16 protein-coding genes are annotated in these 18,318 nt (G+C 49.0%); 12 read left to right on the top strand and 4 right to left on the bottom strand.

The window, feature by feature from the left end:
* Position 1 precedes the first annotated feature (1 nt).
* From J2X05_RS05070 to J2X05_RS05115, 10 genes are all read left to right on the top strand, one after another.
* Positions 2 to 361 carry a DUF3619 family protein gene (locus J2X05_RS05070; RefSeq protein WP_310069589.1) on the top strand — a complete coding sequence of 120 codons (360 nt, stop codon included), beginning with the start codon at positions 2 to 4 and terminating at the stop codon, positions 359 to 361.
* Positions 351 to 647 (top strand): hypothetical protein, encoded by a 297-nt coding sequence (locus J2X05_RS05075; protein ID WP_310069591.1) that lies wholly within the window; start codon positions 351 to 353, stop codon positions 645 to 647. Before J2X05_RS05070 ends, J2X05_RS05075 begins: the two co-directional genes overlap by 11 nt.
* Positions 644 to 1,183, top strand: coding sequence for a DUF3106 domain-containing protein (locus J2X05_RS05080; RefSeq protein ID WP_310069593.1), 540 nt, complete (start codon positions 644 to 646; stop codon positions 1,181 to 1,183). Before J2X05_RS05075 ends, J2X05_RS05080 begins: the two co-directional genes overlap by 4 nt.
* A gap of 28 nt (positions 1,184 to 1,211) precedes the next feature.
* Complete coding sequence (locus J2X05_RS05085) at positions 1,212 to 2,402, top strand: hypothetical protein (protein ID WP_310069594.1); 1,191 nt, start codon at positions 1,212 to 1,214, stop codon at positions 2,400 to 2,402.
* Positions 2,403 to 2,701: 299 nt separating this feature from the next.
* Positions 2,702 to 4,171 (top strand): inorganic phosphate transporter, encoded by a 1,470-nt coding sequence (locus J2X05_RS05090; RefSeq protein ID WP_310069595.1) that lies wholly within the window; start codon positions 2,702 to 2,704, stop codon positions 4,169 to 4,171.
* Between the two features lie 218 nt (positions 4,172 to 4,389).
* A complete protein-coding gene (locus J2X05_RS05095) occupies positions 4,390 to 5,013 on the top strand; it encodes a DJ-1/PfpI family protein (RefSeq protein ID WP_310069596.1) in 624 nt (207 codons plus the stop codon).
* A gap of 66 nt (positions 5,014 to 5,079) precedes the next feature.
* Entirely contained in the window at positions 5,080 to 5,529 is a 450-nt protein-coding gene (locus tag J2X05_RS05100) for a DUF3592 domain-containing protein (protein ID WP_310069598.1), read from the top strand.
* Between the two features lie 199 nt (positions 5,530 to 5,728).
* Positions 5,729 to 6,196, top strand: coding sequence for a DUF3429 domain-containing protein (locus J2X05_RS05105; RefSeq protein ID WP_310069601.1), 468 nt, complete (start codon positions 5,729 to 5,731; stop codon positions 6,194 to 6,196).
* Positions 6,193 to 7,278 carry an ADP-ribosylglycohydrolase family protein gene (locus J2X05_RS05110; RefSeq protein WP_310069604.1) on the top strand — a complete coding sequence of 362 codons (1,086 nt, stop codon included), beginning with the start codon at positions 6,193 to 6,195 and terminating at the stop codon, positions 7,276 to 7,278. Before J2X05_RS05105 ends, J2X05_RS05110 begins: the two co-directional genes overlap by 4 nt.
* On the top strand, positions 7,262 to 8,260 hold the full coding sequence (locus J2X05_RS05115; protein ID WP_310069606.1) for an NAD(P)/FAD-dependent oxidoreductase: 999 nt from the start codon (positions 7,262 to 7,264) through the stop codon (positions 8,258 to 8,260). Before J2X05_RS05110 ends, J2X05_RS05115 begins: the two co-directional genes overlap by 17 nt.
* Before the next feature lie 15 nt (positions 8,261 to 8,275).
* On the opposite strand, the gene J2X05_RS05120 is transcribed toward J2X05_RS05115, so the two are convergent.
* The 3 genes from J2X05_RS05120 to J2X05_RS05130 form a co-directional block, all read right to left on the bottom strand.
* Positions 8,276 to 8,578 carry a hypothetical protein gene (locus tag J2X05_RS05120; protein WP_310069610.1) on the bottom strand — a complete coding sequence of 101 codons (303 nt, stop codon included), beginning with the start codon at positions 8,576 to 8,578 and terminating at the stop codon, positions 8,276 to 8,278.
* 104 nt (positions 8,579 to 8,682) lie between these two features.
* On the bottom strand, positions 8,683 to 12,198 hold the full coding sequence (locus tag J2X05_RS05125; protein ID WP_310069612.1) for a UvrD-helicase domain-containing protein: 3,516 nt from the start codon (positions 12,196 to 12,198) through the stop codon (positions 8,683 to 8,685).
* A complete protein-coding gene (locus tag J2X05_RS05130) occupies positions 12,198 to 14,918 on the bottom strand; it encodes a PD-(D/E)XK nuclease family protein (protein WP_310069614.1) in 2,721 nt (906 codons plus the stop codon). The genes J2X05_RS05125 and J2X05_RS05130 overlap by 1 nt, the downstream gene beginning before the upstream one ends.
* Before the next feature lie 346 nt (positions 14,919 to 15,264).
* Here J2X05_RS05130 and J2X05_RS05135 point away from each other — a divergent pair, with 346 nt between their 5' ends.
* Positions 15,265 to 16,629, top strand: a complete 1,365-nt coding sequence (locus tag J2X05_RS05135) for an MFS transporter (RefSeq protein WP_310069616.1) — start codon at positions 15,265 to 15,267, stop codon at positions 16,627 to 16,629.
* A 241-nt stretch (positions 16,630 to 16,870) separates the two neighbouring features.
* Positions 16,871 to 17,383, top strand: a complete 513-nt coding sequence (locus tag J2X05_RS05140) for a CBS domain-containing protein (RefSeq protein ID WP_310069618.1) — start codon at positions 16,871 to 16,873, stop codon at positions 17,381 to 17,383.
* Here J2X05_RS05140 and murI read toward each other — a convergent pair.
* On the bottom strand, positions 17,380 to 18,207 hold the full coding sequence (gene murI / locus J2X05_RS05145; RefSeq protein WP_310069620.1) for a glutamate racemase: 828 nt from the start codon (positions 18,205 to 18,207) through the stop codon (positions 17,380 to 17,382). The two genes, J2X05_RS05140 and murI, sit on opposite strands and share 4 nt — an antisense overlap.
* Positions 18,208 to 18,318: the final 111 nt, after the last annotated feature.

Here is an 18,318-nt window from a genome sequence, read left to right on the forward strand (position 1 = left end):
TATGAAACCGGAAGATCAAATCCCCAATGCGGATGAGCAGTTGGCAATAAAAATTGCAGATGCTTTGGATGTGAGTTTGCAATCACTTGATGCTGAAGCGCACGCTTCGCTTTTGCAGGCGCGTCAACAAGCGTTGGCGAGTAAGAGATCGATATCAACACCGCTGAATGCTCTGGCTGGTATAGCGGCTGCGGCAAGTATTGCTGCTGCGGTGGTGTTGCCGGGATATTGGAATGATCAATCTGCTTTGGAGTTTGGTGATGAGTTCAGTTATTTAAGTGTTGATCCCCAATTGTTGGAGGATATGGAAATGCTGCAAGTGCTGGGTGAAACTACTGAGGACACTAGTAGTGAAACATAACTGTTTACATCGTCAGTGGATCATTGGTTTGCTGCTGATTTTGCCATTTGACGCACATGCAACAGAAGAGAATACACCGCCGTCGGCGGAGTTGTTGCAGTATTTGGTGGAATTTAGCGATGTGCAAGGTGAGTTGATGGAACCAGAAATGCTGATGACCGTTAGCGAGATTACCGAAACCGAAATGGAAAAAATATCTGCCAAAGCAATATCGGTTGACGGTGTGAGTGCAAATAAATTACGTGACGAAAAAGCAGCAGTTCAAGCTGATGAGGTGCAACCATGAGTAACATCAAAAGTGATTTTTTGATAAAAAAATCAGTAGTGATTCTGTTGTTAGGTTGGCTTGCCACTATGCCATCGATTGGTGTTGCCAAGGATAAACTCTGGTCAGATTTAACCAGTGAACAGCAGGTGCTATTGTTAAATGTGAAAGACCAATGGCCTGAGCTCAGCCCCGAGCTGCGTGAAAAATTAGTCACGCAGGCAGAGAAATTTAAACACATGACGCCGGCGGAACAGGCTGTATTGAGAGAGCGGTTTAATCGGTGGCAAAATCTGTCACCTGAGAGAAAAGCGCAATTGCGCGCGCGTTATCGCGAATATCAAGCGCTGCCTGCGGCAGAAAAAGCCAAACTGAAACAGCGTGTTGAGTGGTTTAATAATCTGCCGGAAGCGCAGCGCACCGCCATGCGCGAACGCTGGCAATCACTATCGCCTGAGCAGCGTGAAAAATTGCGCGACCGCTTCCGCAATATGACACCAGAGCAACGCGCCAAAGCCCGTGAACGTTTTATGCGTCGCCAGCAAAATGAAGAGTAAATAGCAGACTGTAAGATGAGGAATTTTTATGCGTGTTGCTAATTTTATTGCGGTGCTAATCAGTTCGGCACTAATTGCGTGTGGAGGCGGATCTGGTGGCGGTGCGCCCGGAGCAAGCAGCGCGTCACTTATTTCCAATCCATCCTCAGTTAATCATTCATCCTCAGCCAATAATTTTTCATCGCTCGCCACTAGTTCAGTTTCAATAATGACTCTGGAGCAGCGAGTTACCGCAGTGAATACAACAGTTGCTGATAATTCTATCTGTAAGAGTATCGATATATTTTATTGGCAAATCGGCGATAAAACTGGTGCCCTTGCAGCGGGGTGGGGTGGACGCAACGCACCGCAAAATCCTCAAGCAGAGACGGCGGAAGGCATTGGCCCCAATGTTCCCATGGGGGTTGCTTCTGCATCTAAATGGGTATTCGGTGCATATGCAATGCAGCGCGACGGTTATGCAGTATTGAGTGGGGGTAGTATCGATATTGGTGGGCGCAGCATCGCGCGCAGACAGTTTTTAAATTTCACCAGTGGCTATGATCAGGAAGAAACACCGCTGTGCTTGAAGCATACAGTCGCTGACTGTTTTACTGGCTCCATTGCCAACTACAATCCCGCGAGTGCCAATAAGTTTTCCTATAACGGCGGCCATATGCAGGCGTACGCCGTCAACCTTGGTTTAGGTGAATATCGCGATGACGACGGCTTGCTCAACGGCATTTTTCTTGCCGATGAAATTCGTCGCATTACCAATCGTTTTTCCACGCTCACCTATGATTTCCCTTCGTTGGCGGGCGGGGCAAATATGTCGCCCAACACCTATGCAGAATTTTTGCGCGCGATGCTCAATCAGGATCTTGAGTTAGGTCGATATCTGGGGGCTGATCCTGTCTGTGCCTGGGTTGATCCGGCAATTACCAATAAAACCTGCGATGCCATAGCGACCCCTATCAGCGGTAGCAGCGGCGACATCAATTACAGCGCTGAGCATTGGCATTACTCCTACGGTCACTGGGTGGAGGATGATCCTGTCGTAGGTGATGGCGCCTTCAGCAGCCCAGGTGCCTTTGGTTTTTATCCCTGGATCAGCGCCGATAAATCCCTTTATGGCATAGTGGCCCGTAAAGAGACAGTAATCGGACGTCCGGCGTTGGAATCGGTCGGCTGCGGTCGGTTGATACGCAGGGCATGGGGCAGCGGAATCGCACAGATGTGAGCTGGCTGTGGCGGCCAAATAAGGTGTTTTCTCACTTGCCATCTGAAACTGGAAGAAATAGTTCAGTTATCCCCCTGGATGCAGATTTCCCCCTGGCTTGTCTAGCTGTCGCTCGCCACTCTCTTTGAAATATAATTGTCACATAGGGCGCCCCCTCGGGGGCGCTTCTATTTTGTGTATCCCATGCGAGTTATCCAGGCTGATGTAAGGCTGTAAGCCGTTGCTGGAAATTTCGCTCTGTGCAATGACAAGGACGATGCTGTTGCATTTACTTTTCTAGTCAATCAAGTGGATTACCTATGATCGATATGTTCACTGGACTCAGTTTTGCGATGGGTCTTAGCTTGTTTTTTGCTGTTCTTTTTGTGTTGGCCTACGAGTTCATCAATGGCTTTCACGATACCGCCAACGCAGTTGCCACAGTTATCTATACCAAAGCCATGTCGCCCCATATGGCGGTTGTCGCCTCAGGTATCTTCAATTTCCTTGGTGTGATACTGGGTGGCTTGGGGGTTGCCTATGCGATTGTGCATTTATTGCCGGTCGATATGCTGCTCAATATCACCTCAGTGCACGGTATGGTGCTGGTCTTCTCGCTCTTGACGGCAGCGATCGTATGGAACCTCGGCACTTGGTATTTCGGTATTCCGGCATCCAGCTCGCACACCTTGATCGGCTCGCTCTTGGGTGTATGTCTTGCCAATGCGTTGATTACCGATATCCCGATTAGCGAAGGTGTGAATGTCAAAAAAGCTATCGATATCATGTTGTCGCTATTGATTTCACCACTGGTGGGTTTTGGCGTGGCGGCACTGGTATTGCTTCTGCTGAAGAAAATATTTACCGGCCCCAAAATCCATAAAACTCCGCAAGAGCGCGAGCAGATTGACGGTAAAAAACACCCTCCATTTTGGACGCGCGTAACCCTGGTTGCCTCGGCGATGGGCGTGAGTTTTGTGCATGGCTCCAACGACGGACAAAAAGGTATCGGCCTGATCATGTTGGTATTAATAGGCCTGACCCCGGCGCAATTTGTGTTGAATCTGGATAGCAGTACCTATCAAATTGAACGCACGCGCGATGCCGCAACCCACCTGCGTAATTTTTATAATGCCAATGAAAACAATTTGAATGGGTTGGTCGATTTCACCAAAAAAGAAGGTGAAGTGGTTGCTGACAGTTTCAAATGTAACGGCAAAGAATCGCTGGTAGTGATCAACACACTGGAGAGTCAATTAAAAGGTGTAAATCATTATTCTGATTTGAATTTAGAACAGCGCCGCAGTGTGCGTCGTTTATTGCTCTGTATTGATGACACCGCGAAAAAAGTGTCCAAGCTGGATACGATTTCCGACAAGAAAAAAGGCGACCTGAAAAACCTGCGCAAAGATCTGACTGCGACAACTGAATATGCACCTATGTGGGTAATTATCACTGTTGCCTTGGCCTTGGGTCTTGGCACTATGATGGGTTGGAAGCGCATTGTGTACACCGTCGGTGAAAAAATTGGTAAAAGTGGTATGACCTATTCACAGGGAATGTCAGCGCAAATTACCGCTGCGACAGCAATTGGGGTCGCAAGTGTGACGGGCATGCCGGTATCTACCACGCATGTACTTTCATCGGCAGTGGCCGGCACTATGGTTGCCAATCGCACAGGTTTGCAATTTTCAACCGTACGCACAATTCTGCTGGCATGGCTGTTCACTTTACCTGCTACCATTTTGTTGTCGGGCGGATTGTTCTACATAGGTACGCTGTTTATTTAATTGTATTGCGCTATTGCAAGACGCTTCTGCTTTAACGCTTGCTCCCGCACAATGCGGGAGCGGGTTTCTCGCATTTTCCCTCCCCTTACTTATTGTTCTGCTAAAACAGTGACCAGATGGTGATTGTTTAACCCGTTATGGTACATTCAGCATTGCGCAAACTGCGTAGTTCTTGCGGCGCACTCTTAATGCCTTGGTTTTTAAAAGAGGATTTTGCAATGAACTATAACGTCGGCATTTTTTTATTCCCGGAAATTGAAGTGCTGGACTTTGCTGGCCCTTACGAAGTGTTTACCACTGCAACCCGTGTTGCCGCGCGAGAAAACATTGTGGATCCCCCCGTTTTCAACGTGTATGCCATTGCAGAAAAACCTGACCCTGTGCGTGCAAGGGCAGGGCTCAAGTTTGTTCCTGATTTTCACTTCAATTCACACCCATCACTGGATTTGCTCATTATTCCCGGCGGTGTAGTTACCGCAGAGCTGGAAAAGCCTCAGGTACATGACTGGATCAATCGCGCTGCAAGTTGCACCCAGGTCACTGCTTCTGTATGCACAGGCGCATTTCTGCTTGCCAAAGCGGGTTTGCTGACTACGCATAAAGCGACAACACATTGGGAAGATCAAGATGATTTAAAAAATGCATTCCCCTCACTGGATGTGATCAGCAATGTGCGTTGGGTGGATGAAGGATCTGTAGTGACATCGGCAGGAATATCAGCGGGTATTGATATGAGCCTCCATCTGGTTTCACGCATCGCGGGTTTATCTCTTGCTGAACGCACTGCGCGGCAAATGGAATTTGATTGGACGCGCGACGGGGTGGTCGCATCGAGTAAATAGGTTGCTATCCCTGTTTTGTAGTTACTGGTTACATCCACATTGTTGTAATGAGAAAAGGCTTCTTTAATGAACGATAAAATGGAAAAAAACTATCAACGCTTTCGCAATTTATTCTTCGGTTTATGCATACTCGCCGCTGCCTTACTTTTGCTGACCACTATGAAAAATATCATTAGCAGTGTGGCCGCTGCCAATTGGGAAACCCATCAGGGAATTGTCACCAACGGCAGTGAGGATATGAACCGCGTCTTGGCAACACCATACAACGTCACTAACCGTTGGTTGGAATATAAATACGAAATTAACGGCAACGAATACCGCAATACTACCGTCGGTTACGGCATCAACAAACCTGCGTCAGTTTTGCGTATTGGCGATCGCGTCACTGTCTATGTTGATCCGGATAATTACGCAAATTCTGTAATAGCAGTTGGTTTTGCTAAAGGCCATTTTTTCGGATTGTTATTTTCTTGCGGGTTTGTAGTGCTGGGTTTTTATCTTTGGCGAAAGATTTAGCATTATTATTTTTAATTCCGAATTCTGCCATTTACCAAGATGTTAAACGTGTTTGATATTAAAAAAATTAAGAGCACCAGGTATGGTAATCAATTCTGCACTTTAGTAGCTCTCCCATCATTGTTTTACACCTGACCTGATCTCAATTCCGCCTCCCTTCGAATAAAGCACTGATGTAATTTGCATACCAGGTGGGGCAGTGAATACAAACGAATCGCAATTGAGTGCAAATCCTGTCGCTGTTATCGGTGGCCTGTTAGGGCTTTTGCCCTTTTGGGGGCTGGCGTTTGCGGAGCTGTGGGCGACTGGTGATTGGGTTGTCTCGGCGCTAGCGCATCTGGTGAATTATGCCGCGCTAATACTCGCCTTTGTGGGAGCAATTTGGTGGGGCATTGCCTTGAATGGGCCGCAAGGATTAGTTGGTTTAGCCTCGCGCGGTTTTTTATTCGGTTGGAGCCTGGTGCCTTGTTTGCTTGCCTGGTTTCTACTAACGCTGGATCGGCAAATGGCATTGATAGGATTTGCGGCGCTGCTAGTGCTGCAATTGTTGTTGGATTTTATTTTCTTGTGGCGCGTGCAGCTCATAGCGCGGTGGTTTTGGCAGTTGCGTGTGGTACTTACAGTAGGCGCGGCTCCCGCATTGTTGTTTGCAGGAGTTTTTGAATGAGTCATCAGCTCATCAGCGCCCGTGTGAGCGCTGCGATCCAACTCAGTTTTATTGCTGATTCGCTAGCAATGCCAGTGCATTGGTTTTACAACCCTCAGGATATATACGCCGCATTTCCCGGTGGCATCACCAGATTCGAAGCGGCTCCAGCGTTTCATCCTTCCTCCATTATGAATTTGCATTCCACCAATGCGGGTGGTCGCGGTGCGCAGCACGCGAGCAATGGCCCGCAAGTGGTGGGCGATATTATTTTGAAAGGCAAGCGCCAGTATTGGGGTGTTGCCAATCAGCATTATCATCGCGGTATGGCGGCGGGAGAGAATACGCTTAACCTGCATTGCATGCGTATGGTGATGCGGGGGATTCAGCATAACCAGGGGCGCTATGATCCCGCGATTTTTTTGCGCGATTACATCGCCTTTATGACCGCTGAAACACCGCAGCACCCGGATACTTACGCCGAATCCTATCACCGTGGATTTTTTGCCAATTTTGCCAAAGGACGCCCAGCGGAAAAATGCGGTGCTGTGACTCACGATACCGCGTCTGTCGGTGGGTTGGTGACGGTTGCGCCTATCGCGATTGCGGAACTGTTGCATGACCGCTCGTTAAGCCGTGTGCAAGATCTATGTCGCACGCATATCTTATTCACTCATCCCGATGAGCACTTGGGAAAAATTTGCGACGCTTACGTCGCGCTAATCGATGCGCTTTTATTTCGTACTACAGAGGATGGGCGCGGGTTGATTGCTGCAACGGCAAAACAAGCGGCGGGTATTGATGTGCAGAAGCTCGCGCAACAATATCACGATGATAATCGGGTTGTCGGTGGCAAGTTTTCGCGCGCTTGTTACATCGAAGATTCCTGGCCAGGTGTGTTATATCTCGCGTGGAAATATTGTGCTGATCCAAAGCAAGGGTTAATCGCCAATGCCAATCTTGGCGGCGATAATTGTCACAGGGGCGCGGTGCTGGGTGTGATACTGGGTTTGGCTACTGCCAATGGTTTGGATAATGTGTTTGCACAACTGACTGATGCGGCTGCAATTCGTGGAGAGTGTTTGTTTGAAAGCAATAAATGAGTGTGATCTGGTTGTTGTCGGTGCAGGCATGGCCGGTCTGGCAGCAGCTGCGCGAGCCAGTGCGTTGGGCAAGCGTGTATGTGTGCTGGAAAAATCCGGCGGCCCAGGCGGGCGTATGGCAACGCGCACAAAAGAAGACGGCTGTTGGGATCACGGTGCGCAATATTTTACGGCTCGCTCACCTGAATTTCGCGCGCAGGTTCAACATTGGTTGGATGAAGGTTTGGTCGCACCCTGGCGCGAACCTATCGCAGTGTGGGACGGAGAACAGCTCAGTGTAAGTCGCTCGCGCGAGCGCTATGTCGGCGTGCCGCAGATGAAATCGCCGTTGGTACATAGAGCGGCGGGGCTTGAGGTTTCTTATCACACCCAGGTGAAGCAAGTGCAGTACAGCGAGTCTGGTTGGACAATCGAAACAAACCATTCGCAATGGCGAGCCCATAATCTCATTCTTGCATTACCTGCGCCACAAAGTCAGGCGTTACTTCCAGTGGGTAGCGCTGCCCACGCACTCGCAGCCAGCGCGATTATGGAACCTTGCTGGGCAATGTTGTTGGATGTCGAGTACCCATTAAATTTGCCGTTTGCTGCAGCGTTTGTGAATGAGGGATTCCTGTGTTGGATTGCTCACAATAATCGCAAACCCGAGCGCGAAACGGGCGAATGTTATGTGCTGCACGCCACGGCTGAATGGTCGCGCGCGCATCTGGAAGCTTCACCGGAAATTGTTCAAGCGATGATGTTGGAAGAATTTATGCGCGTGCTCTCAAATTGGTTGCCCGGTCAGCAACTGCCGCCTGTCCATGTGCGCTATGTGCATCGCTGGCGTTTTGCGCGAGCTACGGAGCATGATGCTCGCGCTGCTGCTGTATGGCCTGAACAAGGTTTAGCGCTGGCAGGCGATTGGCTTACCGATGCGCGTATCGAAGGTGCCTATTGCTCTGGTGTAGCGGCGGCGATTGCGTTGCTTGAATTTAGGTGATTTTTTTATGTTTATTTAAACAAAATCCGTTAGCGCTACCCATCCCCGAATTTTTCCAATATATACAAATCCAATCCCCAGCTTGTTTATGTAGCGGGCATCACCCGGAGTAGGTGGGTCGTATTCTTCTAGACCTTCTAATGCTAATGAACTATCGAGTGGTGGTTTCCACTGCAAGGTTTGTGGGGTTTCCGGCATGTTGAGTTCGGTATCTGTCCAGGTTAGGCCATCGCGTTCAACGGGGGATGCGTGGTTGAAATCGGCGGGGATAAATACGGCGGAGGTTCCGGCCATTTTTTTGTAGATTCGCGCTCTCATAGTTGGCTCCTTGTGGGTGGAACCATTAAATCAGGTGTGAGTTTTGCTGAGTTGATATGCGTCAATCTATTGAAAATTTACCCGAGCCAGAACGTGGTAAATTTTTAGTTGGCTACTACTAATTGCGCAACACTTACCAAATACAACGCCGTTTTAATCGGTAGGGATTCAACTGCGCCCATCACCTTCTCATAGCGCTGCAACTGCTCCTTGTAGGTTACAAACTCTCGCGTAACTAAATCTTCCAAGCTTTGTCCGGCTTCGGGTTCGCTGCTTTTGTAATCCACAATCCAGCGCACACCATCGGCAACAAATGTGCGGTCGATTATATGTTCGCGCACATCCTGTTTGTCTTTTTGCATGAGCGATAATTCACAGTCGCTTTGTTCATGGTCGCTGTTAAGCAACCAGCGGCCTTTTTCGCTGGTTAATGTATTAGTGATCGCTGTGGCGATTTTTTGTAATGCACGGTTGAGATTGTCGCCACTCCAGCCGAGTTGTTGCAGTTGGATTTTCCAGAACGTATGTTGCTGCTTGATAAAAATATCGGCGGCGATGCAATCGCGATTGGTGACCAGTTTGTTTTCGACCAGCGCTTGCAAAGCATTATGAATGACCGTGCCGGTATGGCGAGCGAGGCGGGCACCGGTGGTTTCAACTTCAGGAATATTGAGCGGGTTGTCACTTTCGCTCATGCTAAATTCGTGGCCGCGATAATCTTTGAGCAAGGTGACATCGGTTAGTACAGGTGCTTGCCAATGTGCGGGTAAACGCAAAATATGTTGTAACCCTGGCTTGGTATTTTCCAGAGTAGATGAATTGTTGCGATTGTTAGCGTTATTGCTGGATACATTAATTGCGTTGTCTTCTACAAACGGCCAAATACTGTGTAGTAGCGATACTTTGGCAGGTGCGACTAATTCATCTTCTTTGGTATTGATGCACGCGAGTAAATGCAAACGTTTAATCGCACGGGTGCAGCCGACGTAGAGCAAGCGTGTTGATTCAAAGGCTTGTTGTTTATCTGCTTCGCGACGCATAAACGTGTAGAGGCCGTCTTCTTCTTTGCCGGTGGCAGCAAGCGAGCCGAGTAATAATTGTTTCTCGCCGTGATGGTTAATGCGCTCTTGCCAGAGCAATAATTGTTTGTCGTCTTTGCGCGCACTGCGATCGAGGCCGGGAATAATCACCGTATCAAATTCCAATCCCTTAGATTTGTGGATGGTCATCACTTGCAATTTGGGGTCGGCATCGGCACGCGGTGCAGCAAATAAACGTTCGATCGCATTGTTAAACGCTTGCCAATCACGAATGCTGCCGCCTTGTTGATGTTTGTCGAGTAGTGCAAAAAAGCTGTTGATATTGTCGCGGTCATTGGCGTCCAGCAAGGTTGCAGGTCCACCTAAAGCAAACCAGATTCCTTCAACCCATTGGCGCAGTGGTTTGCGGTAGCGCTCTTGCAATGCGTGTTTAAGAATTGGGACCACTCTTGCTAGAATTATTTTTCCACTCTCGCTTACTCCACTAATCTGCTCATGCAATGCAAGTTGTGGCCAAAGCACTGCAAATGCCGTTTCGTTAACGCGCGGGTTTTGTTCGGCGAGATTTGCCGTGGTGATGCTGTGCAGGTCGCTATTGTCCAAACCACACCAGGGCGCGCGCAAGACTGATAACCATGCAATGCGATCCGCTGGATTTAGCAGTGCGCGGGTGAGCGAGAGTAAATCCATAATCGCCATGCGGCTGGCGAGGCGATCAATTTCAGTGGCCTGATAGTGCAAACCGGCAGCTGTCAGCGCAGGTAAAATGCGTGTGAGGTGATTGCGCGTGCGCACCAGAATTGCAACGCTACCATTGGGATTGTCATAGCGCGCTTGTTGTACTAACTCAACGACTTTTTCGGCCTCTTGTTGCTGGGCATGTATGCGCGATGGAACATCATCATCGTCGCCATCATTATTTTTTTCTGCCGATTTTTCGGTAGAGTAAGTGCACGCATAAAAATTTACCGCATCACCATCAATTGCTGGTTTAAAGGCGACTGAAGGGGAATAACTTACCGCACCACGGCTTATATCATCTTGTGCTGGAAACGCGTTTTGAAAAATACTATTAACCCAATGCACTACACCTGCTTGTGAGCGGAAATTGACGCGCAGATCCAGTGCGGTTAAATCGACTGAACCTATGCCTTGCTGGCGTGCATCCAAAAATAAACCCACATTGGCATTGCGGAAGCCGTAACAGGATTGCATGCCGTCGCCCACAATAAATAGCGTGCGACCATCGCCTGCCTGCCAACCGCTGGTGAGTTTTCGCAGCAGCTCTAATTGCGGGCTGGCGGTATCCTGGAATTCATCGACGAGAATATGGCGGATGCGATAGTCCAGCTGCAATGCCAAATCAGTGGGCGAATCTTCATCACCCAACGCAAGCAATGCCGCTTGGCTAATCGCTGTGTAGTCAGTGGCGCTTTGTTGTTTAAATACGATGGTTAATTGCGCAACGAGTATCGGCAATATGCTGGTCAGGCTGTCGAGCAATTGCCACTGGTGCTCGGCGTAATTGGCCGATGGCAGTGAGCGGAGTTCTTGGAGTAGTTGTTCTGCTTCCGGCGCTGTGTCGCTAATCGCTGCGATTAATTCGCTAAAACGATTTTTTAATTCAGCGTTTTCTTTTCCCGCTGGAAACCCTTCGGCTTTGGTTAATCGTGCGCGCCAGGTGCCACCGTTAGTTAGCAATAGATCGGCAATCGCCAGCCATTCATTAAGCGATTCGGGTTCGGCGTCGGGCAGCGCACTGATACCGAGCAATTCGTGAATGCGATTTTTGCGTTCGCCTTCCTCCTGCAAATTGGTTGCGGCGTCGTCGGCTATGCTGCATAACTCGCTGCTGTGAATTAATAACGCGGCTTCAACCAAATCCAAATGCTCGCAGATTACATCGCGCAAGACTTGTTCAAGATAAGCGCGTGCGTCTTCATGACGTGCCTGTAATAACACGCTGAGCCATTGTTCACGTTTGGCGAGTAGGCTAATTAATAATTCTTCCACCGCTTGCAGGTTGTTATCCAAGTGGCGCAGCAGGCGGGTTAAATCGTCGCGAAGAGGCGATTCCTGTTCGAGCAGATTAAATAATTCACGCACGGCTAAACGATAGGCTTGCTCGGCATCTTCCAGTGTATCTGGCTGCGCGCCTATGCCACTGGCAAGCGGTAATTGTTTGGTAATAGAGCGGCATAAACTATCGATAGTCTGCACCCGCAAACGCTGCGGGCTTTGCAACAAATTCCATTGCAATTCGCGGTCGCGCTCTAATACATTTTGCGCAAGTTGCCAGGTGCGCTGCGCGTGCGGGTCTTGCGGTTTCGGCTGATCGGCTGCTTGCCAGAGCGCATGCATAATCCGGTCTTGCATTTCTCCGGCGGCTTTGCGCGTAAACGTAATCGCCAATACTTCTTCCGGCTCATCGCAATAAGCGAGCAGGGTTAATACGCGCTGCGTTAGCAAACCGGTTTTACCAGAGCCTGCTGGTGCAGATACAGCAAAAGAGGTTTGTGGATCAAGCGCTTCAATACGGACGTGCTGATCGATAGGTTGTATTGCAATTAATTCAGACATTACACAGCTCCCTGCATGCGGCGAATAAATGCATCAAGCGCATCCTGTTCTTGCAGGCGATTAAGTGGGAGCAAATCTTCCGCGTATTGCGCAGTGGTGGGGTTTTTCATATCGACACGTACATCGCCCTGGATAAAATCAGCAGCCAATTGTTGTAAATACATTTGCCACTCTTGCAATTGTTCTCCCCAGGGCTGTTTGCTTGGATAAATACCATCGTGATTCGTGTTTAATTCGCCCGTGCCGATCCACTTCATTGCTTTAGCATTAATCTGCGCAAACGCGATAGCCGCAACGGGACTGGTGGCAGTAACTGCATAGAGCGGTAGCTGGGGTTCATCCATGCGCTCGCCTTGCCAACTTTGTAATTTCGGTTGGCCGGTTTTGTAATCGATCAGGAGTAAATCGCCGTTAGCGAGTTGATCTATACGGTCAATGCGTAAACGCAGTGGCAAACCTGCAAATTCAATTTGTACCTCTTCTTCAATGGCGACGACAGAAAATGCGGGGCGCGTTTTTTCCTGCGCGAGCCAGTCTGCTATTAATTGAGCAAGCCGTTCCTGTTCCAGCTGTGCATAAAAAACACCTATGCTGGTGCCGCGTTTTTGTTTGAGCGCATCTACCACGGTTTGAGTTGTTGTAGTGATTAGCGTTGTTAATGCTGTTTCATCTAATGAAAGCAAAGTGTTTTGATCTTTCAGTTGTTTCCAAATAATCGCAAGTGCATCGTGCAATAGATTGCCGCGTTCAATGGCAGATAAACCGGCAACCGGCTCATCGATACTGGTTGCGCCCAAACGTAATCGTGCAAACGCATTAAACGGGCAGGCGGCTTGTTCTTTAAATAAACTGGCACCGCCGCGCACTGGCTCCTGCGCAATTAATAATTGCGGTGCTTGCGCAGTGGAAACTATTTCCAAATGACTGGCAGCTGCGAGTGCCTGATAATTTTGTGCGCTAATGCTTTGATCGTTACTCATTAAAGAGTCAATTGCTGTGAGTGGTAGATGTCGAATCAATGCGCTTGGGCTGAGTTCGCTGTCGTCATCGCTGTGGGCTGAACTGAATACAACTACAGGCGCGCATTGGCGATAGTGTTCTGTGAGTGCGCGTGCAAATTGCAATTCCCGTTCTGCACTTGCGTGCGGCATTTTTTGTGTGCGCTGCAAGTTGGTTGGCAATAGTGGATTGGGGGCCGGCACTGGCGGCCATTGGCGATGGTGCAAGCCCATCACCCAGCAGTGACTGAATTGCAAACCGGCACCTTCGAGTGCGCCGAGGATTTGTATCGGTGAATTGGGGGTCTGTGCCTGGAAGGGTGTTTTTCCGGCGATGCTGCGCAGTTGTTGTATCGCACCGGGATAATTAAATTGAATGCCGGTGCCGTCCAGTTGCAAAAAGTTTTCCAGCACCTGGTTCCACAGGGTGAGTTGCTGGTACTCCTGACTATCCAACTGCCGTGTGCCCGGCCAGCCAAGTAATTGCAAATGCTGTTGAAAAAAATCACACCATTGTTGTGCGCTGTGATTGCCAAAACTCTGGCGTCGATAGTTTTCCAGTTGCACCAACCGTGTAATCAGATTGTTATCGCTTTCGGCGATACCTAATTTGCTTTTCAGTTTTTGGCAGTGGTAGCGCAAGTCGCTCAAGCTGATAGTAAATTTTCCGAGTTTGCGCAGTGTTTGGATTAAATGTGTGCGCAAGACTAATTCGCTATCGGCATCGCCAAAAAAAGGTGAAAGCAATAAATTGCAAATCGCCTCCAAGTCCCAGGAAGATTTTTGCAGCTCCAATAAATCCAGCGTAGCCGTAATAATGGGCGTGGCGCCCAGTGGTGTACCGGCAGAAAAGTTAAATGGCAATGTGTAACGAGGGCGATACGGCAGGGCGGCGAGTGGTTCAAACACTTCAACAAAAATGCGCTCGACTTGATCGCGGCATTGGCCGAGGTTCGGCACGATAATCCCAATCATCGCCGCCGGATTTTGCTCCAGCTGGATTTTGCTCCAGAGCGCCGCTGCGCGGATTTCTGCTTCGCTGTTTTGTGTCTCGGTACGAATTAGTTGAGTCTGTTGGTTATCCAGTTTGATATTGCGCAATTCGTGACAGGCGCTGTTAATTAAATCCTGATGCTGGGGCGGAATATCGTCAAATCCGGTGAGATGGATAATGGCTTCTTGATCGAGCTGCAAATTTTTAAATGCATCGATCAATATTTGATTTGCACTTTCTTGTGTAATAAATCCCAGCTGCGCCAAACGCGCGCGAAACTCACCCAGCCAGGTAAGCCAGCAGTAAGTATTGCTCTGCGCATTTAACAGTGGCTCGGCGGCACTGACTTGCTCTTCATTGAGTTGCCAGAGTTCAAGGTTGCGCAGTGCGCTATCGGCAGCTTGTGCCAGGGGTTCCGGTTGCAAGAGAGCGGCGGCTAGAGAGGATTCGCCAATAATCTTTTCCCACAGGGTTTGGCGTTGCAGGTTATTGATAATCCGCTGTGCCGCCGGGGCATAAGCGCGCCGCTGCAATACATCCCAATTCATTTCAATCCATTGGCTTAATGAATAAATACGCGGACTCGCCCAAACGCCGGCCGCATCTGTCTGCCGTTGGCCATAAGCGCGCAGCATATGGTTGCGCAGGCGATTGTTGGCGGTGATGATCAATTCACCGCTCTCGATAGCGGAAATGTGGGGCTTTATATCGAACCAGGTATCAACCATGATGATGTCTGCAATTGCCTTGTAATCGTTGCCAGTCAAAAGTGTTGGGTATTATGGCACCGGAAACAGTGCTTGTGCGCATCAAAGTTAAGGTGCTGATTTGGTTATAAACCTTTGTCGCACAAGGGTTTAGCGGGCTACTTGGCTTGTCTGGCCAGATGAAACATGCTACTTTTCCCGCCCACAATTAAAAATAGCCCAAAGGGCGCGCCTTCAGGCAAAAGAACACAGGCAAATAAGGTCAATACATTAGGTGAGTGTTTCGTTAGGCTGCCACTTTTTGAGTGATATTCAAAAGTGCGTCTATGATTCCCTTTGTATTCCATAACTATAAACAAGTGACCCTATGAACCATCAAACTATTGGTAATTACCGGTGGACGATTTGTGCCCTCCTGTTTTTTGCAACCACTGTTAACTATCTCGACCGCCAGGTTCTCAGCCTTTTAGCTCCCGCTCTATCCAAAGAGTTCGGCTGGACTAACAGCGACTACGCCAATATCACGGCGGTTTTCCAATTCGTCTACGCCATTTCCATGCTCTTCGCTGGTCGTGTTATCGACAAACTGGGTACCAAGCTGGGCTACATAGTGGCGATTGTGATCTGGTCTATTGGCGCGATCATGCATGCCTATGCGGTGCCTATCGGCCACTTCACTAACAATGTGTTGGCGATTGCAGGTATAGCTGCGATCCCGGTTTCAATTATCGGTTTTATGATTTCCCGCGCCGTGCTGGCGATAGGTGAGGCGGGTAACTTCCCTGCGGCGATCAAAGCCACCGCTGAATACTTCCCTAAAAAAGAGCGTTCTTTTGCGACGGGTATTTTCAATTCGGGTGCCAACGTAGGTGCGATTCTTGCGCCTTTGACTGTGCCCTGGATTGCGGTTAATTGGGGCTGGCAAACCGCGTTTATTGTGATTGGCGCCATTGGTTTTGTGTGGATGGTGCTCTGGCAGATTTATTACGAAATTCCGACCAAACAAAAACGCCTGAGTCAGGCGGAGTTGGATTACATCAATACCAATCCGGGTGAAGCGCCGGTTGTGCCTGTTGAAGAAGAGTTAAAAACCTCCTGGTTTAAATTGCTCGGCTATCGCCAAACCTGGGCATTTGCGTTCGGCAAGTTTATGACTGACGGTGTTTGGTGGTTCTTCTTATTCTGGTTGCCAAAATATTTGGGTGAACAATACGGATTGACCGGCACCCAGCTAATGCTGCCGTTAACCGTGCTTTATAGCTTGACCATGTTCGGCAGTATCGGCGGCGGCTGGTTCCCCACTTATTTTATGAACAAAGGCTACAACGCTTACGATGGCCGCATGCGCGCCATGTTTGTAATTGCACTCTTCCCATTAGTGGTATTGCTTGCGCAGCCTTTAGGTCATTACGGTTTCTGGGTGCCGGTCATCCTGATTGGTATAGGCGCCTCTGCGCATCAGGCTTGGTCAGCAAATATCTTTACCACTGTGTCTGATATGTTCCCCAAAAAAGCGGTGGGTTCAGTGGTAGGTATCGGCGGAATGGCGGGCGGTTTGGGCGGTGTTTTCTTGTCTAAGACCGGCGGCTGGTTGTTTGACTACTACGGTGCCCAAGGCAATATCCATACTGGCTACGCGATTATGTTTGCAGTCTGTGCGGTCGCTTATCTGCTTGCATGGGGTGTGATGAAAACCCTCGTGCCCAAGTACCAACCAATTACCGATCTATAACAAATTGATTGGATTGACGAAAGCCGCTGGATTGATAAATCCAGCGGCTTTTTTATTGGTCTGAGATGCATCGATATTTATCAATCGATAGTTTTAATGCAGAAAAAGTCTAATTGATGCGCGAGTTTTGCTCGTCAATGAGTGTCGAATTTATCGCCTGCGTTAATACTTAAAGGGCATTTCCAATTTTCTGCAAAGAATCCTGAAACCTGCAGACGAAACTCGAAAAGAGGAATCCGATATGTCGATAACCCATAAAAATAACCTTAATGCCCAAGCCATTATGAGCAAAACCCTGCTGAGTGCTTATGAAGGTTGGACTATTCACCGGCTCGCGGAATTTTTTATTAAACACGGTATATCTGGTGCTCCGGTGATCGCATCGGACCATGAATTGGTTGGTGTGGTGACTGTTTCGGATATTTTCAAATTCAGCAGTATGAATGAAGACAACCGCCGCGAAGCGCTGCGCAATTACTACCGCGAAAGTTGTGAAATTGATTTGGATGAAGCCAGCCTGCGCGACTGGAGTAATCGCGCAGAATATAACTGCACGGTGCATCAGATTATGCAGCACGAAATTATTACCGTGAGGCCAGAGGCCTCTGTGGCAGAAGTTGCTGCGGTGATGGTGAAAAACAATATTCACCGTGTAGTAGTGACGGAAAAGAAAATAGCCTTGGGCGTGATTACCAGTATGGATATTTTGCGCAACTTGCAGCCTGACGGGCATGAGTTGCGTCTGGTGGTTTAGATATCGAGATAAGCCTGTTGGTGAATTCCAAAACTGGTTAACGCTGGTGCCAAACGTTCTGCAGCTTCGGTGGCTTTGGTAAATACCGCGAGATGTTCGGGTAGATAATCTGCCGGTGGCTCTGCAGCATCGGCGAGCAAAAACTCTACCCGTCTTGCAATCGCTGCCCCTGAATCAATCAACTTCAGTTGCGTGGGCAGGTATTGCGCCAATTCATCTTTTAATAGCGGGAAATGGGTGCAGGCTAGTACCAATACATCCATTTGTTCTGCTTGATCTGCGCGCATCAATTCCTGCGCGATCCTGCCAATGGCATTTACATCAATCGCTTCGCCGCGCAATTTTTGTTCGGCGATTTGTACCAGTTCGCTACTGCCCAACGAAATTACCTGGCAATTAGCCGCATACTCGCGGATTAATTCATGGGTGTAGGGGCGCGCAACTGTAGCGGGGGTGGCGAGTAGGCCGATCACCCCGGTTTTGCTCATCAGCGCCGCCGGTTTGATTGCCGGTACAACCCCGACAATTGGCACATTCAACTTGCTGCGCAAATGGGGCAGGGTGAGGGTGCTGGCGGTATTGCAGGCGATAACGAGGATATCGGCCGGATAGCGTAATAAAAGTTCGTTTATAACCAAATCCACTCGTTCAATCAGTTCAGCTTCACCTTTGGTGCCGTAAGGAAAAAACGCGTTATCCGAGGCGTATACCAGCGGATTCAGCGGCAAGCGTTGCTGGATTTCGCGGGCGACACTCAAGCCGCCGACACCGGAATCGAATACCAGAATGCGGGGAGCTTGAAAGGATTGGGTGGAATTGGTCATAAGCGAGTTAATCAGCGATGAGTTAAATCAATGGCCTGAATACGGCGATATGTTGCTAAAATGGCCGCGATTTTAACGGCCATGGCTGATAATGCCTAGCTGCGTTTTACA

It is taken from the genome of Cellvibrio fibrivorans, assembly GCF_031457055.1.
GTDB lineage: Bacteria > Pseudomonadota > Gammaproteobacteria > Pseudomonadales > Cellvibrionaceae > Cellvibrio > Cellvibrio fibrivorans.